Annotated in this window: 21 protein-coding genes and 2 pseudogenes; 4 read left to right on the top strand and 19 right to left on the bottom strand. The window is 61.8% G+C overall.

Features of this window, described 5'->3' with window-relative positions; all coding sequences use genetic code 11:
- Positions 1-2: 2 nt before the first annotated feature.
- Positions 3-1,697, bottom strand: coding sequence for an acetolactate synthase 3 large subunit (locus ECTHA_RS0104345; protein WP_025280893.1), 1,695 nt, complete (start codon positions 1,695-1,697; stop codon positions 3-5).
- A 174-nt stretch (positions 1,698-1,871) separates the two neighbouring features.
- Between ECTHA_RS0104345 and ECTHA_RS20320 the strand changes: the two are divergent.
- A pseudogene (locus tag ECTHA_RS20320) lies at positions 1,872-2,216 on the top strand (YchJ family protein); the annotation flags it as partial.
- 20 nt (positions 2,217-2,236) lie between these two features.
- Here the strand turns inward: ECTHA_RS20320 and ECTHA_RS20325 are convergent.
- Positions 2,237-2,524, bottom strand: coding sequence for a transposase (locus ECTHA_RS20325; RefSeq protein ID WP_025280892.1), 288 nt, complete (start codon positions 2,522-2,524; stop codon positions 2,237-2,239).
- A gap of 211 nt (positions 2,525-2,735) precedes the next feature.
- Here ECTHA_RS20325 and ECTHA_RS20330 point away from each other — a divergent pair.
- A pseudogene (locus ECTHA_RS20330) lies at positions 2,736-3,035 on the top strand (transposase domain-containing protein); the annotation flags it as partial.
- Positions 3,036-3,077: 42 nt separating this feature from the next.
- On the opposite strand, the gene ECTHA_RS0104355 reads toward ECTHA_RS20330, so the two are convergent.
- The 8 genes from ECTHA_RS0104355 to ECTHA_RS0104390 form a co-directional block, all read right to left on the bottom strand.
- On the bottom strand, positions 3,078-4,025 hold the full coding sequence (locus ECTHA_RS0104355) for a phospholipase D family protein (RefSeq protein ID WP_035369125.1): 948 nt from the start codon (positions 4,023-4,025) through the stop codon (positions 3,078-3,080).
- A 1-nt stretch (position 4,026) separates the two neighbouring features.
- The gene (locus tag ECTHA_RS0104360; protein WP_025280889.1) at positions 4,027-5,862 is read right to left on the bottom strand and encodes an ATP-binding protein; all 1,836 of its coding nucleotides are present in this window, start codon (positions 5,860-5,862) and stop codon (positions 4,027-4,029) included.
- On the bottom strand, positions 5,840-7,498 hold the full coding sequence (locus tag ECTHA_RS0104365) for a DEAD/DEAH box helicase (protein ID WP_238984821.1): 1,659 nt from the start codon (positions 7,496-7,498) through the stop codon (positions 5,840-5,842). The genes ECTHA_RS0104360 and ECTHA_RS0104365 overlap by 23 nt, the downstream gene beginning before the upstream one ends.
- 90 nt (positions 7,499-7,588) lie before the next feature.
- Positions 7,589-8,851, bottom strand: a complete 1,263-nt coding sequence (locus ECTHA_RS18885) for a DGQHR domain-containing protein (protein WP_051582571.1) — start codon at positions 8,849-8,851, stop codon at positions 7,589-7,591.
- Entirely contained in the window at positions 8,851-9,357 is a 507-nt protein-coding gene (locus tag ECTHA_RS0104375; RefSeq protein ID WP_156946809.1) for a hypothetical protein, read from the bottom strand. Before ECTHA_RS0104375 ends, ECTHA_RS18885 begins: the two co-directional genes overlap by 1 nt.
- A 36-nt stretch (positions 9,358-9,393) precedes the next feature.
- On the bottom strand, positions 9,394-10,230 hold the full coding sequence (locus ECTHA_RS0104380) for a phosphoadenosine phosphosulfate reductase family protein (protein WP_025280556.1): 837 nt from the start codon (positions 10,228-10,230) through the stop codon (positions 9,394-9,396).
- Positions 10,230-13,628 carry a hypothetical protein gene (locus ECTHA_RS0104385; RefSeq protein WP_025280557.1) on the bottom strand — a complete coding sequence of 1,133 codons (3,399 nt, stop codon included), beginning with the start codon at positions 13,626-13,628 and terminating at the stop codon, positions 10,230-10,232. Before ECTHA_RS0104385 ends, ECTHA_RS0104380 begins: the two co-directional genes overlap by 1 nt.
- On the bottom strand, positions 13,628-14,587 hold the full coding sequence (locus ECTHA_RS0104390) for a DUF4007 family protein (protein ID WP_025280558.1): 960 nt from the start codon (positions 14,585-14,587) through the stop codon (positions 13,628-13,630). The genes ECTHA_RS0104385 and ECTHA_RS0104390 overlap by 1 nt, the downstream gene beginning before the upstream one ends.
- A gap of 153 nt (positions 14,588-14,740) precedes the next feature.
- Here ECTHA_RS0104390 and ECTHA_RS17075 point away from each other — a divergent pair, with 153 nt between their 5' ends.
- Positions 14,741-15,928 carry a cysteine desulfurase family protein gene (locus tag ECTHA_RS17075; RefSeq protein WP_025280559.1) on the top strand — a complete coding sequence of 396 codons (1,188 nt, stop codon included), beginning with the start codon at positions 14,741-14,743 and terminating at the stop codon, positions 15,926-15,928.
- A gap of 77 nt (positions 15,929-16,005) precedes the next feature.
- Here ECTHA_RS17075 and ECTHA_RS19315 read toward each other — a convergent pair whose 3' ends face one another.
- Positions 16,006-16,299: a hypothetical protein gene (locus tag ECTHA_RS19315; protein ID WP_084306702.1), complete on the bottom strand. Its 294-nt coding sequence runs from the start codon at positions 16,297-16,299 to the stop codon at positions 16,006-16,008.
- Between the two features lie 688 nt (positions 16,300-16,987).
- Positions 16,988-18,154: an aldo/keto reductase gene (locus tag ECTHA_RS0104405; RefSeq protein WP_025282098.1), complete on the bottom strand. Its 1,167-nt coding sequence runs from the start codon at positions 18,152-18,154 to the stop codon at positions 16,988-16,990.
- An 80-nt stretch (positions 18,155-18,234) separates the two neighbouring features.
- Between ECTHA_RS0104405 and ECTHA_RS0104410 the strand changes: the two genes are divergently transcribed.
- Positions 18,235-18,552: a hypothetical protein gene (locus ECTHA_RS0104410; RefSeq protein WP_025282099.1), complete on the top strand. Its 318-nt coding sequence runs from the start codon at positions 18,235-18,237 to the stop codon at positions 18,550-18,552.
- Positions 18,553-18,558: 6 nt separating this feature from the next.
- Here ECTHA_RS0104410 and ECTHA_RS0104415 read toward each other — a convergent pair whose 3' ends face one another.
- The 7 genes from ECTHA_RS0104415 to gcvH form a co-directional block, all read right to left on the bottom strand.
- Positions 18,559-18,975, bottom strand: coding sequence for a hypothetical protein (locus tag ECTHA_RS0104415; protein ID WP_025282100.1), 417 nt, complete (start codon positions 18,973-18,975; stop codon positions 18,559-18,561).
- Positions 18,976-18,981: 6 nt separating this feature from the next.
- Entirely contained in the window at positions 18,982-19,350 is a 369-nt protein-coding gene (locus ECTHA_RS17085; protein ID WP_025282101.1) for a hypothetical protein, read from the bottom strand.
- 21 nt (positions 19,351-19,371) lie between these two features.
- Entirely contained in the window at positions 19,372-20,526 is a 1,155-nt protein-coding gene (locus ECTHA_RS0104425; RefSeq protein WP_025282102.1) for a radical SAM protein, read from the bottom strand.
- A 60-nt stretch (positions 20,527-20,586) separates the two neighbouring features.
- Positions 20,587-21,660, bottom strand: a complete 1,074-nt coding sequence (locus tag ECTHA_RS0104430) for a geranylgeranyl reductase family protein (protein ID WP_025282103.1) — start codon at positions 21,658-21,660, stop codon at positions 20,587-20,589.
- The gene (locus ECTHA_RS0104435) at positions 21,647-22,759 is read right to left on the bottom strand and encodes a lipoyl protein ligase domain-containing protein (protein WP_026623531.1); all 1,113 of its coding nucleotides are present in this window, start codon (positions 22,757-22,759) and stop codon (positions 21,647-21,649) included. The genes ECTHA_RS0104430 and ECTHA_RS0104435 overlap by 14 nt, the downstream gene beginning before the upstream one ends.
- A 20-nt stretch (positions 22,760-22,779) precedes the next feature.
- Complete coding sequence (locus ECTHA_RS0104440) at positions 22,780-23,970, bottom strand: radical SAM protein (protein ID WP_025282105.1); 1,191 nt, start codon at positions 23,968-23,970, stop codon at positions 22,780-22,782.
- Between the two features lie 151 nt (positions 23,971-24,121).
- Complete coding sequence (gene gcvH / locus ECTHA_RS0104445; protein WP_025282106.1) at positions 24,122-24,559, bottom strand: glycine cleavage system protein GcvH; 438 nt, start codon at positions 24,557-24,559, stop codon at positions 24,122-24,124.
- Positions 24,560-24,652: the final 93 nt, after the last annotated feature.

The raw sequence follows: 24,652 nt of genomic DNA on the forward strand, positions 1-24,652 counted from the left end.
GATTACAGGAGGATCATTTCGTTCTGGCCCGCACCGGCCGGGATCATGGGATAGACGTTCTCACTCTGGTCAGTGATGAAGTCCATGAAGACCAGACGATCCTTCATGTCCAGGGCCTCCTTGAGCGCCCCTTCCACGTCGCCCGGCGACTCAATGCGCATGCCCACGTGCCCGTAGGCCTCGGCAAGCTGCACGAAGTCCGGCAGGGCATCCATGTAGGACATGGCATAACGCCCCTGATAGAAGAACTCCTGCCACTGGCGCACCATGCCCATGTAGCGGTTGTTCAGGGCCACCACCTTGATGGGCAGATGATACTGCAGGGCCGTGGACAACTCCTGGATGCACATCTGGATGCTGGCCTCGCCGGTCACGCAGACTACGGTCTCGTCCCGGTGGGCCAACTGGGTGCCGATGGCCGCCGGCAGACCGAAGCCCATGGTGCCCAGGCCGCCGGAGTTGATCCAGCGATTGGGCTTGTCGAAACCGTAGAACTGGGCCGTCCACATCTGATGCTGCCCCACGTCGGAAGTGACGAAGGCATCCCCCTGGGTGAGGCGATGCAGGGTCTCCAGCACGTACTGGGGCTTGATCAGCTCGCTGTCGCGATCGTACTTGAGGCAGTCCATGGAGCGCCATTCGTCGATCTGCTTCCACCAGTTCTCCAGCGGTTCGGGATCGGGGCGGCGCTCCCCGGCCTTGATCTCCTTGATCATGGCCTTGAGCACGCTGTCCACCTGACCGACGATGGGCACATCCACCTTCACGTTCTTGGAGATAGAGGCCGGATCCACGTCCACGTGGACGATGCGGGCATTGGGACAGAACTTCTCGATATTGCCCGTCACCCGGTCATCAAAGCGGGCGCCGATGGCAATCAGCACATCCGCGTGATGCATGGCCATATTGGCCTCATAGGTGCCGTGCATCCCCAGCATGCCGATGAACTGCTTGTCCGACGAGGGGTAGGCGCCCAGGCCCATCAGGGTATTGGTGATGGGGTAATTCAGCAGCCGGGTGAGCTCGGTCAGCGACCTGGAGGCATTGCTCAGGATCACCCCCCCGCCACTGTAGATCACCGGCTGACGGGCGGAGAGTATCAGGTCCACCGCGCGACGAATCTGCCCCGGATGCCCCTTCACCGTGGGGTTGTAGGAGCGCATCTTGATGGAGCGCGGATACTGGAACTCGCACTTGTCAGCAGTGATGTCCTTGGGGATGTCCACGACCACGGGCCCCGGGCGCCCGGTGGTGGCCACGTAGAAGGCTTTCTTGATGGTGGTGGCCAGGTCCTTCACGTCCTTCACCAGGAAGTTGTGCTTCACGCAGGGCCGGGTGATGCCCACGGTGTCCACTTCCTGGAAGGCATCGTTGCCGATCAGGCTGGTGGGCACCTGGCCACTGAAGACCACCAGGGGCACGGAATCCATGTAGGCATCGGCGATGCCGGTGACCGCGTTGGTGGCTCCCGGGCCGGAGGTCACCAGCACCACACCGGGGCGATTGGTGGACTTGGCGTAGCCCTCTGCAGCGTGCACGGCGGCCTGCTCATGGCGCACCAAGATGTGCTCCACCTTGTCCTGGCGGTAGAGGGCGTCGTAGATGTGCAGTACCGAGCCCCCAGGATAGCCGAACAAGGTATCGACATTCTCTTCCTGCAGGCATCGGACAAATATCTCGGCACCGGTCAATTCCACGGTCTGGGTCTCCTGCTGCGCGCTCTGCGGGCCTAGTCTCGGGGTCGCTCCCGGGCGCGTGATGAGCGCGCCGCACGGAAGCGAGGGGAAAAGGGTCGATCATAATATGATCTGGTGGGAATTTCACTACCGCCGGCCATACACTGGATCACCCCCCTTCCGAAGAGAACCCACATGCCAAAACGCAAGCACCCGCCACGGGCTGACAACGCACCCTGCCCGTGCGGCTCCGGCCTCCACCGCGAACGCTGCTGCGGCCCCTTTCTGGATGGCACCTCCCTCCCCCCAACGGCCGAAGCCCTGATGCGCTCCCGGTACACCGCCTTCGTGGAGGGGCGGACCGACTACCTTCTGGACACCTGGCTGCCCAGGACCCGCCCTCCCCTGCTGGACCTGGAGCCAAACCAGCAGTGGCTGGGGCTGAGCATCCGTGCCACGTCAGCTGGCGGCGTGGGGGATGAGCGCGGCGAGGTGGAGTTCGTGGCCCGCTCCCGCATCAACCGCCTGCGGGTCCACCAGGGTTTGTCGCTGGGCCCGGCTCAACGACCGAGCCTGCGCGATAAAAAATCCCGTTCCACCGTCAGCTTGCCGATCTCACGGTACAGGGTGTCGATCTCCTCCTGGGTCTTCTGGGCCGCCTTGCCCCCGCCCTTGCCCTCGAAGATCCCCGTCGCCTTGTCCAGCAACTCACGCCGCCACTGACTCACCATGGTCGGATGGATCTCGAAGCGGGCTGCCAGCTCCGAGGTGGTCTGCTCCCCTTTGAGGGCCTCAAGGGCCACCTTGGCCTTGAAGTCAGCGCTGTATTGCTTGCGTTTCCTGCTCATGATCAGATTCTCCTGTCGGAATGATCAGAGCTTAACCCCTGGTCCGAATTTTGGGGTCCACCTCATATGTCTTGTGGACCCATTCCTCCGGGCAGAGATTTCTATTCATAGTCAGTGCGTTACAGATGAAGCGTCCGAATAACTGCGCATAATCGAGAACTGGGCATAATTTCGATTATGCGCAGCTCGATTATGCGCAGCTACAAATAATCGAAAGGCTTGGCTGTTCGCCAATACCTCTCAGGGTGCCCGGGCCAGTGCCACCTGTTACTCACTGATCGAAACAGCCAAAGCCAATGGCCTGGAGCCCTCGGCCTACATCCACCATGTGCTGGAGCACATTGCCGAGGCCGATACAGTGGAGAAACTGGAAGCACTGCTACCTCCCCTGGAACGCGCAGTTGCCGGGGGCTTCGAAGGCGGCCTAATTCCAATCCCGCAAGGGGGTCGGTTTATGGGCGCTTACCCTCTCTCCGATGTCAGCCGCCAAGCAAGCTCACATGAATGTTAAATGAAGCATCCCTACACTATCAGCGATCACGCACACGACAAGTCATCGTCGAGGCAGCTCTCTGCCCTTCACGAGAACCTCCTGACCTGTTTCAAGCCGGTAGGAGTCTGGAAAGAAATGCACAAGCCAGAGTTTGACCACGCGCCAGACCTGCGCGTACTCTTCTTCCGATCCCGTGCCGCCAAGGCTGGCAGCCAGAAACTCGTGAGCTTTCGTGTCCGTCAAACCGGCCGCCGCCAGCTTGTCTACCTCTGCAAGCAGCGGCATCTGTTTCAAGATGCCCGCCACATAGGCTGTGAAGAGATCCTGCGTCAGCCCCTGAGGCGGTGACAGCGCCGCCAGATCCGCCTGAGCCGCCTCGAACGCGCTGGTCACCATCGTATCGGCGCCGCGCCCGCGATAGACCTGCCAGAGGCGGTCCGGTGTCGGGCATCGCGGTACCCACAAGGTCTGCTCAACCTCCGTCGCAACATCGTCTTCAACCTCCGGAAGCCGACGCGGGGTTTTGTCTTTTTTCAGGTCATCGGCCTGCCGGCGAATGCGGTCGCGCAACTCTTCAGTGGCTTGCACGGCGGAGCCCAGCAGCGCGTGTTCCCATTCGGCCAGCCCTTCGAGCTCGGCCGGAAGGGCGACAAGCAACTCGACATTGGACGGTGTGTGCCAGCCGAGGCCTCGCGCTGTAAGGTTGGCAGAACCGACGAGACAGTCCCTGCCGTTCGAATAGTATTTCGCATGCAGGTGCGGATGGACCAGAAGGCGTCCGCCGCGCGCGCCGGCGATGTCCTCGAGGATTTCGAGATCACAGACGCCGGAGGCGATGTCCTCGGGAAGCCAGCGCGTGACACAGATGCATTCCGACACCGTCTCGGGGACGGCATGGAGCAACCGGCGCAAGGTCGGGGATTTGATGTACGGCGCTGCTATGACCACCCGGTCGTTAGCGGCCCTGACAAGTTCGAGAATACCGTCGCCGGGAAGGACAACCGCCATGTCATTCGTCATCCTCTTCGGTGAGGAAGAAGCGCGCCATCTTTCCCCATTCCTGCCGCATCTCGAACAGCCGGTTCTTCTGCCGAACTTCCTCCATCTCGTAGCGCGCCCAAGCGGCGAACAGCAGCTCCAGCGTGTCGGCAGCCGTGTGAATCCGCTCCATCAACTCGGCATCGGTCTCGTCGCCGATCTGGGGTCGCAGCGATTCAATCAGTTGGTCGTAAAAGGGATGGTTGCTATTGAAGACGACTTCAGTCAGCCCGCCTTGTTTGTGTTCGACATTGAAGAACGCATAACCTTCCATCGACTTTTCAAGGAACAGGACCTTCCGCTTGCGCGTGAAAGTCGCTTCGGCGATTTCCCGGGCAACGTCCTGACGGTAGTGTTTGTCCTCCATCAGGTCTTTCTCGAGATCGTCGCGATCCTTCTCCGTGAACTCTTCGCGGTCAGACTCCGTCTCGTGTCCCTGTTCAGCGCGCTCGCGGAATTTTGTCGTGGCTAGGTCGGAAACGTCAGGCTCGTCATGCCTGTCTTCTTTCGTCCGACGTCCGACATTCTGTTTCTTGAGGCGTTTGCGCACCTCCTGAATCTGGTCGCGTATGTGATCGACGATGGGCAGCAGAATCGCGCGCGGATCGCCTTCGCCCTGTATGCGTTCCTGAAACTCCGACCGCGATTCGCCGGGATTGGCTTCGGCCTTCCAGTCGAACTGGGCCATATGCGAGAAGATCGTCGCGCTTTGCTTGGTGTTGGTAACGCCGAACACCTCGTCGAGCGTCGAGGGAAACTCGACCTCGACGCCCCACCAGCGTTCGGTCGGGTCGTAGCTATTGGTCCATGCGGGATCAAGGTCCAGTTCGCGGCCCTCGCGGACGATTGACAGGCCGATGTTCTTAGCGGCGTGTTTGCCGTAGGGCTTCGAGCCGCGGTCGCTCCTGTCTTCCGGCACGGTTTCTTCCCGCGCCCAGCTCATGCGGACCACGACATCGTGCTTTGCGCCGTCATAGTCGATGGAGAATACCTCGTCCGCGCCACCCCAGGGCTGAAACATCGGCTCCGTGTTGAACGGGGCGGGGGTCGATGAATCGCGCATCAGGTAGAGCGGGTCGTTGACGCGCACCGGTTCGTCGAAGGTAGGTTCACCCTCGTCTTCGGGCAATGCCAGGAGCCGGATCGAAAGGCGTCCGTCGTCGATGAATTTCCGGTACATACGCCCGACAAGTGATTCTGTGTGGCGCAGCGTCGCCTGCGCGCCGCGCCAGCTCAGGCGATGATCGTCGAAATTCGTCCAGAGCACGAGCGTGCCGGTCGTCTCGACGTCGTCGGAACGGGCGCGCCATTCATCGGGAAGCGGTTTGTGCGCAGGGGCCGGAACCGCATACAGCCGCCGCCCTTCGATTTCATCGACATCGAGATAGGAATACATGGCATTGTCCGGACCGTTCTGCCATGTCCAGACTTCCACCCGGCGACACTGCGAAATCGACGAGTTCGGCAGGCCCATACCGAAACGGCCGATACCCTTCCGGTCCGTCAGATGCGTGCCGTTTCCGAACTGAAGGGCGAGACGCAGCGTCTCGGGGGTCATGCCGTCGCCGTTGTCCAGGATGCCGATTGCCTGAATCCTCCGGCTGGCGCGTTCGTTGACCTGCCGATACCCTTCAAGGCAGATCACCTCGACATTGCCGGCGTTCGCCTGAACGGAATTGTCGATCAACTCCGCAAGCGCGTACGCGGTGTTCTTGTAGCCGCTGTCGCGCATGGCCTTCACGGCCAGTTCAGGCGGAATGATTTCTCCATCGAGCCTTTGCGACTCAGCAGCTTCTGTCAGGCTCATCCCAAACGTCCTCCCAGTTCTTGAATGCGTCGGCCACGCTGCCAAAGCCAGGCAAGTGCGGATCGACAACCGTTACAATCTCGGCCTCGTCATTTCCACCGGCCCGCGTGCCGCGCGTCGCCCTGCCGACCATCTGGCTGTAAAGCACAAGCGACCGTGTCGGGCGCGCGATGACGGCTGCACTCGTCGCGGGCGCGTCGAATCCGGTGGTCAACACACCGTAGTTTACAACCACCATAGCGCGATTATCTTTACTTTTGAAACGCCTGATTACTCTTTCGCGTTCCGCTGTATTGCTTTGACCGGTTACAACAAATGCTTCATGTCCGCGTATGGACAAGATCGCCGTAAGCACGCGCGCGTTCTCCACCGATGGCGCGAATACGATGACGCGGCGATGCCGCGTCATCAGGTCTTCGACTGCGGACAGGATTTTCAGGTTGCGCTGCGTGTCCGTACCCAGACGCTCCAGAATCTGTTCCGGCACGTCGATCGCGGATGAGAGCGCATTGACATCGTTCTCGCTCAGCGTGAGCCCCGCATCGGAATTTAGTGTGCGGAAGGTTGGGCGCGCAAGATATTTCTGGTCGATCAGGAAAGTGACGGGGTCGTCGTAACCTTCGACTTCGAGCGTGACCTTACGGCCGTCGAAATAATCCGAAAGCTTGCGGTCCTCGCCGATATCCGACCAGCTTCGTCCGGGCGTCGCCGTGAGGCCCAGCAAGGCGTTGTGCGGCCGCTTGCTGTAGAGGGCCGTAAGGATCGCCGCGTATGTCGGCGCAATCGCCTGGTGAGCCTCGTCGATAATCGTCAACGAGACGCGGTCGGCCAGACGCAACAGGGTTGCGGCATCGCGGTTGTCGAGCGCCGACATCTTGGCGAGGCCGGAAACGATCACACCGTCCTGTATGTCGAGAACATCCGGTCTCCTGTGTCCCCAGAAGCGGACGAGTGCGGTTTCCCGATTACCGAGAAACTTCCATGCATTCTCGAACTCGCCCGCGGCTTGGTCCAGAAGTTCGGCATTCTGGGCGAGCCAGCAGACGACGGTCGGCTCGCTCCGGCGCAGATGTTCCGCCACGATGTGCATGGCCGTGCGGGTCTTGCCCGCGCCTGTCGGCATATGAAGAATGACCTTGCGCGGCGCGTCGCCAAGCGCATGCACCACACGCTCGGCAGCGGCACGCTGGTGATCGAACAGCGCGTATCCGGCGGATGCCTTCGTGGCGTCCGGCGCCGAGTCTGCCGGCGCGCGAACGTCCCGGACCACGCCGAAGAACGAGTACAACACAGCCAGCGCCGCAGAATCGGCGGCGGCGACGCAGAGATCGTCGTATAGCGTGCGGCCGTCTTTCGCGCCGAGATGCCCGCCCAGCTCGCGCGCCTTGGATAAGGGCAGCATGCGGATGATGCGGCTGCGCATTTCCGGGTCGCGCAACGCTTCGGAGGGTTCGACAAGGTTGACGGCAAGCTCCCCGAGCCGGGTGCCGGAGTCCAGTTCGGGGTCGAGCCCCCGAAGCGTATCCACGATCGACGGACCGATCACCTCGCGCAACGCAGATGCCTTGGCGTTGCGCAACAGGGTTTGAAGGGCCATGCCCGGTACGGTGTCAGGCGTGTGGGTCGATCTGGTCATTGTTCATTCACGGCGGGTGCGATGCGCCTGACCTTTCCTGTTCATGTCATTCTTGTGCATTCTCGCCCATCCGCTCCGCGGTATACGGTTTCACCTGATCTTTTCCGGCAATTCAGCCGCATCATCGCCGGTTTCTCTTTGATACCTCTCAAGCAATGTCGCTTCAGTGTAGTTCTTTGCGTTCTTCCCGACCATGTACAAAAGAACTTCACGAATAGTCACCTTGTGGCCGTTGAGCATGATCTTTTTATTCGGCTCCCACATGAGCCACCGAAACGGTTCTTCATCGAGGCTATCGGGCAACTCGGCTGCCAGCTTGGCGGCCCGCGCCAGGCTCATATCCTTCGTGAAGCGGGCGATCACACGAGTCATGATTTCCAGTCCGATCGGCCGAAACAGGACATGCCCGCCATGATTCCCACGATACTTCTTGACCACCGGTTCGGTGTTCTTCGCGCTGAAAAATTCGTCCAGCGCTTTGAAATTCTTTCTGAGCTGAAGGAAATAGCTTTCCGCGAACCTCAAATATTTATCCAGCGTCTGGTCGTCGGCACGGACCCTCTGCAAATCCGCCTTCTGCTCTCTCAAATCCGAATACGCGTTGGTAAACAGGATCGTCAGCACGTCGTAGAGGTTGGCGATTGTCGTTAAGCTCGTCGTGTTGGCGGTCGGCATGTTGTTGCTGGCGACAAAAGCGAGCCTGTTGTCTGCGAAAAGCTTCGTTTCTTCAATGAGTCGCCTTACGCAAATGGCCATGACATCGTCTTCATCGAGGGCGATGATTTCCCCCTTGGAAACGGGTCGTGCCGTCTTGTTCAAGGTCGTGAACAACCGGCGTGTGCGCTCCAATCCTTTTTTGGTGTCCTTGTGTCCGACGAATATGACGGAGAGTTCATCATAGGGGTCGTTGTCCAGACCGTCTTTCACAGCCTTCTTGATGCCCGCCAGACGATGCTGACCGTCAAGCGCAAAAAGCTTCTCCTGTCCCGTCAGCGTCAGGAAGCCGACAGAGGAAACCGTATCCTCGGTCAGGTTCTTCAACTCATCCGGGGCGGTCTTGCTCCGAACATCCGAAAGGGCGTGCCAGTTCGGCTGGCCGCCGTATGTAGCAATGACAAGGGAATTGAAGAAGCGCTCGGGCTGCCTCTTGAGATAATCCGCTATCTGTGCGGCACGGCCTCTCTTGAGGTGTCTTTGGATCATGTCCGAAAGCTCTTCGTTCTCGTGGATTTCCTCCGCGAAGTTGACGCGGGAACTCAATTCCCCCACGTCCATAAGGCATGAATAGAAAACCCAGTCGCCCATGACGCCACGGAGGGCCGGCAGTACGATTTTCTTGTGCTTTTTCGCCATTACCGGAACGCCCTCCGTTTTTGCTTTGTATCGGCTTCAAGGTCTCCCTCGGAGAACGGCGGCATCAGCGCCGTGTTGAGCTGTTTTTCGAGCGCCTGCAAATCATTTGAGGAAATATCATCGTCGATGGGAGCGAAATAGAACCGCAGCACCTGATGCCAGGTTCCGATCATCCGTGCTATGCGTGCGCGTTTCTTGACCTTTCTGGCATTGAGATACTCCTTATACCGGTCCCTCAGCGAGCGTTCGGAATCGCGTCCTGCGATTCCAATGTAGAGAACGTACCCGTGGGGCGGTAGAACAGCATTATTCCTGCAAATCGCGAAAGCGTAGATACCTCGCTTGTCAGCAGGAACCTTTTCCAGCTCTTCGTCACCGTAGCTGATGGAGTCCCACGCAAGGGCCTCGATTGCGTGCTCATTCGCCATCATCTTGTCTGGCGACAAAGTGACGGGCACCGTGTACTTGGCGATTTCCTCGGTTGCCTCGTTTGCAAAATCTATCAAGGAGTCCAGGTCCAACCGTCCGTGCCCCCGCCTTCTTTATTTGTGACACGCCAGACAGACTTTGGCCTTGCCGTACAGGTCGTCGATATCCAGCGGCTCGCTGTCCGGCCGGAGCGGGTTCGGCTGAACCTTCGACTTCATGCGGGCAAGCCGTTGTTCGTGCTCTTCCCTGATCTGCGCGACGCGCTCCGGCTGCTGCAGCTCTTCGAGAGATTCGCCCTGGCTCCAGGTGAACGGGGAACCGTGTTCGACAGCGTCCTTCTCATACGCTTTAGCCTCTTCGAATGCGTCCGGGTGTTGCTCCTTAAGCCGCACCCATTCAATTTTCTGCTGGAAGAAGCAGAAGGTGCAGCCGCTGCGGGTCCGCCACTCGTAATATTTCGGCAAGCCGAGCCCGGCCCCTTCCAGGACATCGAGGACGCCGGCCTTGTCGATTCCGGCTTCCTTGAACGGCAGCTTCACGATCAGCTTGTCATGCTTCGAGGAATACCCGTCACGGTATTCCTCGTCACTGCGGATGGCGACGTAGCTGTACACCGTAATGCCGTCGTCGAGCATTGGGCGTAGCCAGCGCTCGAACGGGCGAAGCTTGAGCTGCCGCGTGCACCAGCGCGTCTGGGGCGACGGCAGGAAATCATTGTACTGCTTGAGCCAGAAATCGAAGTCGCGGTCGGGATTCAGTCGCAATATCGGTTGCCCGAGAAAGCCCTCCAGCCGCCCGAGATATTCGTAGACTTCGGGCAGCTCTTTGCCGGTGTCCGTGAAGAAATATTCGATTTTCAGCTCAGGAAGATGCTGACGCATGTAGACGGCAAGAGCCGCGCTGTCGCGGCCCCCGGAAAGACCAAGGACGTGTCTCACAGGACCGTTCATCAAGACGCAGCTCTTCCTTTCCCGTTCTTCTTGGGCAGTGCAGGCTTTTGCATGTAGCGCGTGCTCAGTTCCGCCAGCGCAGCGAGAATGATGCTGCGCCTGGTTGTGTCGGATTCGTCGAGCGCCGCTTCGACACGGTCTATGAGCGCGTTTACGGCTGCGCGGTCCGAGTCCGCAAGATAGAATTCTTCAAGAATCGGCGCGGGCCGTCCGTTCGTGCCGATAACGACGGCCATCGCATGACGCTTGTCGGGACGGCCCTTGACGCGTGCGTAGGTTTCCGCGCGAAGGAATTTCTGCGCCATATCGGCGACCTCGATCGCTGCCTGGTCAAGGTCGGGATCGACCCAGTCGCGCGGCGGCTTGTTCGCGGCCAGACTGGCAATCCCCTCGAAACTCTCGTCCGAACCGTCGAAGCGGGCCAGCCGACCGACGAAGGCGTCGAGCCGGAAGTCGCCGGCGAGCTGTCTGATATTCTCGGCGCGCTCACGCAGCTCCGCGAGAGACTGCGACGAAATGTTCGGCACCTGCAATTCGGCGAGCATCAGGTCGCGCATGCGATGCAGCATGGACGGATAAGCCTGCACCAGCTCTTCGAGCCCGTCGCGGACACTCTCTATCACCCGGCGCAGATCGGCATCCGTGTCTAGCGCCACGTCCTCTCCGAGGGTTCCCGGAATATCATCGAACAGGAATCGGTTCGGATCGTGCGCGCGTTTGAACAGGTCGCGAATGCGCGCCGCGTTGGCGGACAGGCGCATTGTCCGTGTCGTCCAGTTCGGCAACTGCTCGAATATGGACATCAACCCGCGACCAACGTCGATGGGTTCAAGATGCACAAGCTCGTTGGTCTGATCGAGATCGCGAACGACTTCCGCCATATCCGACAAAAGACGCCGCGCGATATCCGTCAGGTCCATCCAGCGCAACTGGATGACGGTCGCGTCCTTGGCGAGATAATCGGCATCTACATCGTCGAACCGGACCCTGAAAATTCCCTCGCGGTAAACCGCAAGCTTGTCACGCTGGGACTGGATGAACGCGACGGCGAGAAGCGGCATCAGGCCGTCTTTGACGCCGAACGGCGGATCGCGCCACAGCTCGAAAATCTCCGAAACGGTCACCGTCCGTTCGGCATTCTTTTTTACGTATTCGAAGGCGGCCTGCCACATCGGCGCGAGACCGCACGGATCGTCACCGTCCGTGGGCGCAACGAACCGGAACGTCTTGCCCTGCCGGACGTACAGGCGGGTTTTTTCCAGGATGGAAGCAAACAGCCCGCCTTCGGCCGGGTAGCCATCGATACCGAGCCGCGCGTCGCCTTCATTGACGACCATGCGGTGCAGCAACTTGTTCTGCGCCATTACGGCGCTGCCGGACGGCTGTTGCCGGTTGAGCAATTCGTTATGAAGACGCGGGCTCTCGGGGAAGCGGCGGTCCGCCAGTTCCGAGGCGATGCTGTTCAGATCGGCCTGTTGCAGCCGCTTTTTGTGATGTTTTTTGCGGAACCACAGCGCATTGTCGAAGGCTTTGTGCAGTTCGGTTTCCAAAAGCGCCTGCAACGCAGCAAGCCGGGCCGAAACCTCCCGTCGGGCAACCTGGTCTCCGGCCAGTTCGGGGTGACTGTTGCTGACGTTTTCCAGCGCGATCAGTTCCCGGGCCAGCGGCACGACGGCCCATGACTGTTTGGAAATGCCGACGACGATATCGCCCTTGCCCTTCCCGCTGTGGGAGGCCGCTTCCCGGCAAAGCTTTTCAGCCCGTCCCTCTTTTTCTCCCTCAATCGGGATCGCCAGCAGAAACTGTCCGATCGAGCCATTTTCCGGCTCAAATCCGGCGGCGAACTCGACGATGTCGCTGACCGGCACGATGTTCACATCGAACCACCGCATGGCGCCGGTTTCGTGGTAGTGGCGCTTGGCGAGGATCGGCTGAAGACCGGCAAGCGACTTCAGGTGCCCGAAGTCGATCTCGTCGATTTCATCGAGCGCCGTCCGGACGGCCCGTTCGATATCGAAGTCGCTGCCGGCGAAAATGGCGCGGGCGTCGAGAAACTTTTTGAAGATCGTGAGCGACCAGCCGTCGAGGTCGGAAAGCGCCTTCTCAATTGCCTTTTGCGGCGTGTCGGGAAAGCAGGATTGCAGCAATTCGGAATTCGGAAGTAGGCCCGAGCGTTCCTTGAACAGGTCGATCACGGCAATGGTCTTGAGCAACCTGACATGCAGCGCATCGCCGCCAAGGGACTCGCAGCGTTCCAGCACTTCGGCCGCCAGCGCCCACCGGTGTCCGTCAGGCGAAGCCAGTATGGACGGCTCGAGGTTGGCGCGCAGATAGTCCCACAGCCGGTCGGGGCCGTAGAGTTCGCCGTCCTTCGCATGGTTCAGGAAGTTCTGAAATCCGTGCAGTTCGGATGAATTGAGGAATCCGAAAATACTGCGCTGGTTCTGGCCGAAACGCCGCCGCGAAATCGGGCCAAGTAGCGCGGCGACGACCGGGTGCAGCGGCCAGCAGTCCTCAAGCATCGAAGCCAGCCGCGAAGCGTCCTCTCGAGGCCGATCGCGCCGCGCGAATGCGGCGACCGAAGACGCAAGAGCGCCCGGCTTCTTCGCGACATGATCGCTCTCTATCGCACGGGAGATGAGGTCGATTTGTTCTTCACCCGCCGTATCGACGACAAGGTCGATGAACCGGCCCTGTATCTTCGCCCATTCGTCCCGCATGTCATGCGAGAGCCGGTGCGCGTATTCCTCAAATGCCTGGTGCAGCACGCCGACGATCAGGAGACGCCCGTTGCTGCGTGAAGCCGCTTCGGCGAGCTGCTGAAGGATGTAGATATCCGAGCCGTCCTGCGCGGCGGCTTCGAGAAACTTACCCATTTCGTCGATGAAGAGGACAAGCCCGCCATGGGTCTTCGGCTTACATGCGGCCGCGTCGGTAAGCGTCTCTATCAGGTTGGTCTCGGTCCATCCGCCGCGCGGTACGCGCGGCACAAGCCCGGCTCTTTTGGCGGCTTCACCTATGACTGTAACGGGATCTGCGCGTGTACCGACGACGGGAAGGATGCGCCATCCCTTCGTGCCTGTCGGCAAGGCTTTCCGGATCGTATTCGTCAGGCTCTGCCCGAAAACCTTCGCCGCCTGTTTTTGCAATCCGACATCGCCGTTCAACAGCGCGGCCAGCGCAACGGCAAGGCTGGATTTGCCGCTGCCGTAGGGGCCGGTCCAGGTGAATGCGCCCTGTCCGGTCTCGGACACGTGCCGCGCCATCGTGGCGAGAACTTCCGCTGAGGATTGCGGGCAGGCAAAGCCGTCGAGGGCAGCGGCGTCCCCGAGGTCGGTGTCGATGCGGACCGATCTCAGGAAACGGCGGGCGATGCGGACGCGCTCCTTTAGTAGCATTAGGCGGCCTCTTTCCCGGGGCGCGAAGCGTAGTCGCCGGGCAGCCTGGAAAGCGCCGTCTCTTCGCCGATCTCGATGTTGCGGACAACCTGCTTGAGTCCGGCGGTTTCCGACCACCGGAGTGCGCCGTCCGTAGCATCGTCGAGCACAGCGAGGCGGTCGGCCACGTCGTTCTCGTCGAATTGGAACACGCGCCCCGGACTGCCCGGCGCGTGGGCAATGGCCTCGAAGGACAGCGTGGCGGCGTTGGGATAGAAGCGAGACCAGAAATCAACGAGGGCGTAAGCGAATACGCCGTCGCCCAAGGTCGATTTCGGACCGCGCACGAAGCGAAATCCGTCGTTCTTGCCTATGGCTTTGATGAGCCCCAACTCCGTCAGCGGTGACTCAAGGGCATCGTCATGCCCGGACTTCCCGGACGGCTGCCGCGCGACGTAGGTGCGAATGAAACAGGCCACGTCGTTCTTGAGCGTGGTTTGCGCAACGCGCGACCATCCGCGATCGCTCGCAAGGCGGTCCAGTTTCCGGATCAAGCCGTCTCGCTCAAACGTAATGGCGGGGTAATGGCTGAACGCCCAGAACCAAGTGGTTCGTTCAGGGTGTGCCGCGAACTGCCAGTGAAGAAGCCAAAGAGTTGCGGGATATTCCATCCACGGATCGAGTCCACCGGGACCGAACAGCAACCGGCCGAGTTCGGTGGTTTCAACCGTGTTGGTGGCAGGCTCCCGGATAATTCGCGCCGCTTTCGCCCAATAGCGGATGGAGCCGACCATGTTCTTGCCGACACCGAAACGCGCTATGGCCTCGTCGTCCCAACACGCAGCGCGGTTGTCGGTTTCGGACTCTGTCTCGGCGACGCGGTCGAACGCCTTTTTCAGCCACCCGTAGCGCAACGGGAAGGTTTCGTGCCCCGAAAACTGCGGGCTGTAGTCATTCTGAAAAAGCGGTCCGCGCGCCATGTCTCCCTCGGGCTGCTGGATGATGCGTCCAGCTCGACTGTACCCCGAATGGCGTGCTACGGTCAATGCATGCTGGAGACGGGCTCCAGAAGCGAGCCGATGCCGGAAAGCGGCAACCCGCAGGGCTTTGAGCCTCTATGTCATTGAGGAAACATGAAAATCGGAAAAACGATATATCTCGACCATCAGGCGACGACTCCGGTCGATGCACGTGTTTTAGCCGAAATGACGCCGTATTTCAGCGAATCTTTCGGCAATCCGCATTCATCGGATCACATCCTCGGGTGGGACACATCGCGTGTCGTGGACAATGCAGCCGCGCGAGTCGCGCGGCTGATCGGCGCGGACCCCGATGAGATCATCTTCACCTCTGGGGCGACCGAAGCGAACAACCTCGCCTTGCTGGGGCTCGGACGGCGCGTGATCTCCGGCACCCGCCGCCGCATCCTGCTCGGTAGCGCCGAGCACAAATGCGTTCTGGCGGCAGGACGCGCGCTCGAAGATCATCATGGTTTCAAAGTCGAGCACCTTCCGGTCAATTCGGAAGGTTTCGTGGAAGTATCAACACTCGAACACGCGCTCGATGACGATGTTTTTCTTGTATCGATCATGGCCGTTAATAACGAAATCGGAACGATACAGGATATCGAGGCTCTATCGAAAGTCGCGAGGCATTACGGTGCGGTGTTTCACTGCGACGCGGCGCAAGCGCCGGTCGCACTAGATCTGAGCACTTTGGCCAAACAGGTCGATCTTCTGAGCCTTTCGGCGCACAAGATGTGCGGACCGAAAGGGATCGGAGCCGCCTACATTGCACGGGAACTGCAAGATCGGATCGAGCCATTGATCTACGGCGGCGGCCAGCAGAACGGTTTGCGGTCGGGTACGGTGCCCGTTCCGCTCTGCGTCGGTATGGGCGTGGCGGCAGAAATGTTTGCCGACGCGACCGCTGAGGACCGACGCCTGGAATTGCGCCGGAAGCGAGACAAGCTCGTTGCCGGGCTGAAACTACTAGGATGGCCGATCACATTGAACGGCCCGGAAGGCCAAGCCCGGCATCCCGGAAACGCGAATATCAGGTTCATCGGATTTGCGGCCCACGACATCCTGGCTGCCTTGCAGCCACATCTCGCGGCATCGACCGGGTCCGCCTGCACGTCGGGCATACCAGAACCGTCGCATGTTCTGAAGGCCATCGGCCTGAGCAGCGATGCGGCGGACTCTTCGATCCGCTTCAGTCCCGGTTTTGCCACGAGCGATGGTGACATCGATGTAGCGGTGAACCAGATCAATGAGGTGTTGAAAAAACTTTCGAAGGCCGAGTTGGTGCGATCGGCCTGAAGCGAGGCTGCCTGGCAATGCCGGGGCGTTTATGGTCGCGGGAGCAAAAACGACGCGCCAAGTTTAAAACGTCGACATTATTCAACGACTTGCCTGATTGGATAAAAAACACATACTGCACCGCCTTTAGTCAAACTTACTGCAAACCGCACATCACAATTAAATGCAATAAACATGATTGGTAACTGTTCATTTCCAAATGAACGCGGCAAAAACGCGATCTTTTGACCAGCTTCACATTTCCCTGCATTATCTACCGCCTTCCAACTAGACGTTATACACAGCCTGGCTTGATCCATCTCCCCAGAAAGTGAGACGAAAGGAGCCAAAAATAAAATGGACAATACGAATGTCTTTAGAACCGCTTTCATCTTATAGTTTCCTTATCTGGTGTAACTGAAATAGAATTTGAGCCCTTCCAAGCAACAGCTGGCGGATGAGTGATTCCGGGGCAAGAACCGTGGGCATTCCCCTGTCTGCACTCTAGGGCGTTCAAGAGGGTTCAGGATGTGGGCCGCTGCCCCGGCCGCACATCCAAGCCATTGATGATATTTGGAATCTGTTGAGATTGGCGCACACGGAAAGGTGTGATCAGAGTGATTTTGAAAAACTGCTTGCGGTGATGCGAACTCGCAACATATCCTTCAGGATGGAGAAATCCTATATGGGCTGGATCTGCAGATTCATCCACCATTGCGATGGAGAGGCGCCCACGGTGCCCTCCAGGGAAGAAGTGGGGCGCATGCTTGGTGAATTGGCGGGGGTTCCTTGGCTGGTCGCCTCTCTGCTCTACAGGACCGGGACGAGATTGATGGAATGCCTGCGGCTTCGCGTACAGCGCGTGGAATTTGACCGGGGACTGATCGTGGTGAGATGGACCCACCCTACCCCATTCAGGCCGTACCGCTTCCCTGTATTCCATGTCCTTTTCCGTGCCGCTGCGTGATCCTGATTTTAAGGCTATCCGATTCCCAAACCCATTTCACGTTTCAAGCAGGACTTGCCAATAGGGACAACTCGGAAGGGTGATCTGCATCAACTCTGCACCTCCAACCCCCTTCACTCCCCCACCCTCTCAAACATCCCCAAATAAGCCTGCCTCGCCATCACCGGCAGCCCCGCCACTGCCAGCACATCCTCCAGATGCTCCGGTGTACTGATCCCGACCAGGCTGGTCCCCACCCCAGGCGTCGATCGATTGAACTGCAGTGCCCTTTGGGCAGGATTGGGCAGGTCGGCCAAGGCGCGGGCAACCGTGTCCACGGACTGGTTGCCCAGGTGGCCTTTGAGGAGGGTGTGGGAGGCCATGAGGTAGAGTTGGAGTTGGTGGGCGGCCTGGATGGGGGAGGCCACGTTGCCCTGGCCGGTGGCGGTGTTGAAGCGGGTGAAGCCCTCCAGCATCACCTGGTTGAAGGGCATCATCACCAGCTTGAAGTGGTGCCGGGCCTGGGGGTCGCCGGTGACGGTGCGGGCGGCGCGCTCTGCCAGGCCCACCAGGGAGGTCAGGGAGAGGAACAGGGGGGCGTCGGTCTCCACGCGGAAGCTCTCGAAGGTGGAGAGGCCGTAGCGGCGGAGGCGGCCTTCCTGCACGGCGCGCTCGAGCATCTCGAACACGGGCTCCAGTCGTTGCAGGGCGGCCTCCTTGCCGCACTCGGGGATGTGGACCTCGGGTTGGTCCACCAGGAAGGCGTCCAGGGTTTCCACGCCCATGAGGTGGCGGGACAGCTCCAGTTGGTAGTTCAGGTATTCGGGGGTGAGCAGGTGGGCGCCCTTGGCCAGTTGTTCGCGGCTGCCCAGCCCCTGAGCGGTGATCTCGTCCTGGAACCACTGGGCCATGTCGGCGGGTGGGCCGCCGCGCAGGGTGAGAAAGCCGCCCTTGGAGACCAGGAACATGGCCTCCCGGGGCACGCCGGCCTCCAGGGCGGTGCGCACGCCGGCGCCCACGGCGGCCAGGGAGCGGCCGTAGCGGTAGTGGGCGCCGGTGTCGATCACGTTGATGCCGGCACCCAGGGCCCGGGCCACGATGGCGCTGATGCGGGCGTCCACGGCGGCGCTGGGTTCACCGCCGAAGCTGCCCACGCCCAGGCTGGACAGGCGCAGGTGTTCCCGGGGGAAGTCGCTGTAATGCCCCTCGGCCACCCGGCCGGCGCTTTGATGGGCCTCGGCGTAGGCCTGGGTGGCGGCGCGGGTGGCGGCGCCGGGGATGAGATGATTTTTTTCGCTCACGAGGTTCCCGGGCTATCGATGCTGCATGGATATGTGGTTATATAAACATAACCTTAAACAAGACGACACTGAGGTAGCCGATGGCACTGGTCAAGCTGGTCAAACTGAACAACCTGCAGTACAACGCCAATCGCGACCCGGAGTTCTATCGCCGCCCGGTGGGCAAGGAATTCCGGCTGCAGGCCGTGTTGAACGGCACCGGCAGCGCCAAGGCCCGCTTTGTGGCCGAGGGCAAGACCCTGTGCGAGACGCAGGTCCCGATGCCCGGCACCTTCGACTGCCGTTTCAAGTACGACACCGCCGGCACCCGGGTGGGCACCCTCAGCATTGAGGGCAACGGCGAAACCTTCACCCAGGACATCCGTATCGACACCACGGAACATGCCTGGGTGGGCTGATCGGGTTCAGCCTCCCCAGCCGTAGAGCTCGAAAAACCGGGGCAGCATCTCCTGCAGTTCTGCCTCGGTGAAAAACCGGTCCGCCCGGGCCAGGCGCATGTCTCCCTGCAGATCCGCATCGCCCCCCACGCAGAACACCGGCAGATTGATCTGGTACTGCATGCGCAGGGTCTGGATCACGTCCAGCGGATCGAAGGCCTCGGGATCATCCAGATCCAGCACCATGAAGCGATGCAGCAGGAGTTCGTTCCAGGGGCCGATATCGTCCAGGTCCGTCCCCGTCACCTGCGTCCAGCCCGCCGGCGTCAGCGGCTCCAGTGACTGCAGCAGGGCATCCCGGGTGCTCATGACGATGAAGCGCCGCTCCATGCGGGACTCGATGGTGGGGCCCTGCCCCAGGTCGGCGGGGTCTTGGGGTGCCATGGCGCCTCAGGAGAAGTAGCGTAAGTAGAAATCCGACCGGGACAGGTCGTCGTAGAGTTTGGCCCGCTCCTCCACCCCCAGCTTGAGGATTTGGATCAGGGCCTGCGCCTGCTGACCGTCGACGATGTGCATCTGCCCCACCAGGTCCTGGTCGGGGCTGAGGCAATGGGACACCAGTTCGTCCGGCTGTTCCACATAGATGAGAAAGGCCTTGCAGGTCTCGTCCTCGGGCTCCAGGGGCTGCATCAGCACCTTGCCCAGCCAGGCCAGGCGGGCCACCTGATTGAACTGGTGGATGTCGAACTTCTTGCCCTGCCGGTAGCGGTTGAGCTGATTGCGCAGGTCGCTGACGTTGGTGATGTCGATCTTTTTCATCGGGCCTCCCGGGCCGGGCCTTCAGTCGGCGTCGTGATCGAAGGTGCCCACCGACTCCCCCGCCATCTGCCGGCGCACCACGGCCACATCCCGCTCATTGAGGGCGAAGGGGAACGACATGATGTCCGTGGGGCTGGAGTCGCCATAGGGGCGGGTGCAGGCCGAGACGGTGTCCTCGTCCGAGCGACCCGGGCAGCCGGAGGTGCGGAAGGGGGTGCCTTCGTTGATCAGGGCCTCCAGTTCCGCCGGTTCCAGCCCGTATTCCACCACCTCGCCGGCGGCGTTGAAGCGCATGTCTTCCACCCGGACATCCATGAAGTCGATGATGTAGCGGGCCAGCTGCACCCGACGCCACTGGGCCCGGGGCACCGGGGACCAGTCCTCCATCAGCGAGCCCTCTTCGGGGAAGAAGGCAAACAGGTGGTTGTGACCCCCCATGTCCCGCACTCGCTGACACACTTCCAGCATTTCCTGTTCCGTCTCGCCCATGCCGCAGATCAGGTGCACGCCAAAGCGCTCCGGTCCGTAGATCTCGGCGGCCCATTCCAGGGTTTCCCAGTACTTGTCCCAGCGGTGGGGGCTGTCCACGGTGGCGCCCCGGGTGCGCTCGAAGATCTGTGGTGTGGCCGCATCCAGGGCCACGGTGAAGATCTGGGCCCCCGCCTCCTTGAGCTGCACCAGGTCGTTCCGGGACATGGAGGTGGGGTTGGAGAGGATGGAGGCCGGGATGTGGGGTACGGCTTCCACCCAGCGTTTGAGCAGCGCCAGGGTGTCGGCGTCGGAGTCCGGATGGGTGATCATGGAGATGCACATGCGCTCGAACCGGCCCCGGTCCGCGCCTTCCTGCATGCGCCGGATCACGTCCTCGTAACGGGCGGTGGGCCAGTCCACGCGGATGAAGTTGCGATCGGCATAGTCCTGGGATTCCTCCCGGTGGCGGGCCAGGCCGCAGTAGCTGCAGTTGGCCCGGCAGCCCTCGGGATAGGTGACCAGCAGGTTGAGGCAATGGGTGCAGTCGGTGCGGTGCATCCAGCCCCGCACCAGCCCCAGGGTAATGGCCGCCGCCGTGGACATCTGCACGTACTCGGGCGAACGCATCTCCGGGGTCTTGATATAGGGATCGGGCCGATAGAAGTTCACGGGTTCGTCGGCGACCATGCTCTCCGGGGTGCTCATGGATGTCTCCTCCTCTGGTGCGGTGTCAGCCCGCACGTCTGTCTCTTGGATCCGCACCGTTCACTGGACGATGGGATCATTGAAGTATTCGCCAAACGCAATCCAGCCACGCCGGTGCACGGCATCCTCGCGGGCCTCGGGCCGATGCCAAACGCGGCCCAGTTCCCGGCGCCGGGCCACAGCCCGCTCCAGGCTGGGGCCGTAGCGGTCGCACAGGTCTTCCTGATAATCCGCCAGGGCCGCCTCGTCGCCCCCCAACCAGGCAGCCACCGCCTCCCCCGCCAGTTCGCCGGAGACCACGGCCGGGGCAATGCCGCCGCCGGTGATGGGATGCGTCAGGCCCGCCGCATCGCCGGCGAACACCACCGCGCCCTCGAACACGCGCGGGCGCAGTCCGCCCACGGGGATGGAACCGCCGGTGCGGCTCAGGATCGCCTCCCCCACCCAGCCGGACTGCACCAGTTCCCGGTGCAAGGCATCCAGAGGGGTCTTGAGGTCCGGGGCCAGGGTCTTGTCCATACCCAGGCCCAGGTTGGCCTGCCCCTCGCGGGGGAACAGCCAGGCATAGCCGCCCGGGTAGTCGGGGGAGAGCCAGATCACGGTGTCGTCCCGGGGCTGTGTCAGGGGGACGGTGTACTGACGGGTCTGTACGATCTCGAGGGCGGGCCAGCCCAGCTGGGCGGCCACCGGGGAATGGGGGCCATCGGCGGCCACCAGGGCGCGGAAGGTGATGGTCTGCTCCTGGCCTTTGTGGCGCACCCGGGCGCGGCGGGCCTCGGGATCCACCTCCAGCAGCATGGCGTCGGTCCAGAGGGTGGCACCTTGTGCCCGGGCTCGCGCGGCGATGGCCTGATCGAAGGCTGCCCGGTCGATCATGATGCCGGGGAAATCCGATGCCTGGCTGGCCCCGGAGGGCAACAGGGTGGTCATGTGCCGGATGGGCTGGGAGAACACGCCCGGGTCCCGGGCATAGCTGCCCATGGGCAGGGGGATGAACTCGGCGCATTGCACGGGCTGGCCGATCACCGCCCGTCGGTCGATGCCCAGCACCGACAGGCCCTCCGCGGCGGCCACCCGGGCGGCACTGCCCCCGGCCGGGCCCAGCCCCACCACCAGGACGTCAACCGACGGCATGGGTGGGGTTGTCACCGTTGGCTGGCGCGGCGTCGTCCGAATCCAGGGCCAGACGCAGCACGCGGATGAAGTCATCCCGGGTGAGCATGAGCATCTCCACCGGGTAGTCGTCGAAGAAATCGTGCAGGGTGCGCTCCAGGTCCACCACGGCAATGCCGCGCAGGGCCGCCTCCAGGTCCACCAGCATGCGCCGGGGGTTGGTGAAGAAATCACCGGTGATCCACACCTGGCCGATGCGCCCCCGCTCCCGATCCAGGCTGACCCCGGCCCGCATCAGCCCCCCGGGGGCGCGGTGCACGGCTTCCAGCAGCGGCGAATCCACCGCCGGTCGGTTGCGCTGGTAGATCCACTCGTCGCTGTCCATTTCCCGCAGGGCCTGTTCGAAACGGCTCTGTTCCACGCCATCCATGCTATCAGCGGGGGCCAGGTCCACATTGAAGGTTTCGGCAAAGGCTTCGGCCAGTGATTGCTGGATGGTCTCCAGCGGCGGCAGTTCGCCCAGGAGTTCACGCAGGTTGGCCACCCGGTCCCGGGCGGAGGCGATGGCCTTGTCGGACAGTTTCTCGGCGGGGATGCGCAGCACCCGCAGCATGCGTTCCACGTCGAAGTCGATGAGCAGGGTGCCCTGGTACATGATGGAGTCGCCATCGAAGGCCCCTCCCGTGCCGGAGATCTTGCGCCCGTCCACCTCGATGTCGTTGCGGGGACGGAACCGGGCATCCACCCCCAGCCGGCTGATGCCCCGGGCCGCCGCGCGGCAAATGCGCCCGGCGATCTTTTCCATGTCCGACGAGCCCACGAAACGCTTGTCCACGTAGAGCTCCCAGCCGATCTGGGTGGGATCGAAATAGATGGCGCCGCCACCGGTGATGCGGCGCTGGATATCGATGCCCTCGGCGCGGCAGACTTCGGTGAGCAGTTCCTGGTCCACGTTCTGGTGAAACCCCACCAGGGCCGAGGGCTCGAAACGCAGGAAGCGCAGGGTATGGGGGGAGTGCCCCTCCTGATGACATTCCAGCAGGGAGCGGTTCAGGGCCAGGTTCTCGGCGGCCCGTCTCAGGCCCGTATCCAGAACCCGCAGGGTACGTTCATCGCGCATCATCAATCTCCAACCAGCATTCAGGGCCCGGAGGCCCCCTGTTCCATGACCACCGGGATACCGCCAGGCCCCATTCCCGAGGCACTGCGTTGCCGCCGCCGCGCCCGCTCATCGGCGACGATGGCCTTCAGATCCACTTCCAGGGCGGCCTGGCCGTCGTTCAGGGCCATGACCTCCTCTCCCACCGCCATGGAGCAGCAGGAAGGGATCACCCGCACCCGGCGGCCCAGGCGGGCCGAGAGCTCCACCACCCCATCGGCGGGATGGGCCAGGCCATCGATGCCGGCCATCACTGCGTAGGCATCCATCTCGCCCTTCACCTGCCCCGCCGGACGGGCACAGCCCAGCAGCAGCGGCAGGTCCCGCAGTGCACGGCGTGCATCATGGAAGAAGTGCCCCACGTCCACCGCCCGGGGCGTGACGAAGGGCTTGCTGTCGGGCGCATAGAAGGGCATGACCACCACCAGCACCACGGCATCGGGCCGATGACGCTGGATCATTTTAAGGGCCTCCCATTCCCCCAGGAAGTGCCCGTAGTGCAGGCCCATGACGATATGGGGCACCACCTTCATGCGGGTGTTCACCAGGGCCTCCAGGGTGGCCTCGAAATCCGCCACCGAGCGCTTGAGGTGATAGACCTGGGTGATGGTCTCCTGGGCGCCGATCACGTCCATCATGGCCGCGTCGATGCCGGCCTGTTCCATGCATCGGGCGGCGTCGTCATCCACCAGCGCCGTGTGCAGGGCGATGCGAAATCCGGGGAAGCTGTCCTTGATGCGCCGAATGGTGTCGTAGAAGGGGCCGTACTCCACCTCATTGCGGTGGTTGGAGCCGCCGGTGAGCAGCATGCCCTGCCCGCCCTGTTCCACGATGCCATTGACCACCCGCCACAGGGCCTCGGGGGTGCGGGCCGGGATCATGGGCTCCAGCAACTTGGCCTTGCAGTGATCGCAGCGCAGTTTGCAGTCGGGCCCGGTGATGGACACCGCTGGCCAGGCGTTCTTGCCACAGCTGCTGATCTCCGAGGTCTGGAAGCTCTTGAAGGTGGGGGTGTAGAGATCCACGGGATGGCCCCGGCCGCGGAATCGGGGTTCGTTCTCTGCCTCGAGGGTTTGCACCAGGTCCGCGTCCAGCGGGATGTCCTCAAGGGGCTCCACGCGGCGCACGAGGTCTTCCCAGGGGCTCGGGGAGGTGTCGCTGATGAGGCTCATGGGGTTCCTTTTTGAGGTCCGTGTTACGGGGAGAGGCTGGCTCAGGGAAAGCCCCGGGGCGCCCCCCTGGCCATGGGAACCATGAGGGCGGGTGAACGGGGGGCGGACCGGTCAGCCCGCCCCTGGGCCGCTCCTGGAGGCAATGGGGCCTTCAGCAGCCCTTGAAGCCATCCGCTTCCATCTTGGCCTTGAAGGCCTCGAGGGCATCGCTGCCGGTCTTCAGGGCGGCAGAGTCGCCATCCCAGTTATCGGGCGTGATCTTCACCAGCCACCCTTCGCCATAAGGATCGTTGTTGATCAGGGCGGGATTGGCCGACACGGCGTCATTCACCGCGGCCACCTCGCCACCGATGGGGGATTTGGCAGGCCCCACCCACTTGCCGGATTCCACGGTGGCGCAGGACTTGTCCTTCTTCACGGACTTGCCCGCCTTCTTGGGGGTGTAGGACACCACCTGACCGGCCAGGGAGCCGGCATAGGAAGTGAGGCCGATGGTGGCCGTGCCGTCGGACTCCTGACGGACCCAGACGTTGTTCTCGATGCTGTAGAGCAGGTCCTCCGGTAGGTCACAACCTTTGACTTCGCTCATGCTTTCCTCCTGATGCTTATATGGTTATTGATGTTCGCTTGATCAGTATCCGGGTCACCGCCCCATCACATGGTGATCTGGATCAAGGCGCGT

The sequence above is a fragment of the Ectothiorhodospira haloalkaliphila ATCC 51935 genome (genome assembly GCF_000633935.1).
GTDB classification, from domain to species: domain Bacteria; phylum Pseudomonadota; class Gammaproteobacteria; order Ectothiorhodospirales; family Ectothiorhodospiraceae; genus Ectothiorhodospira; species Ectothiorhodospira haloalkaliphila.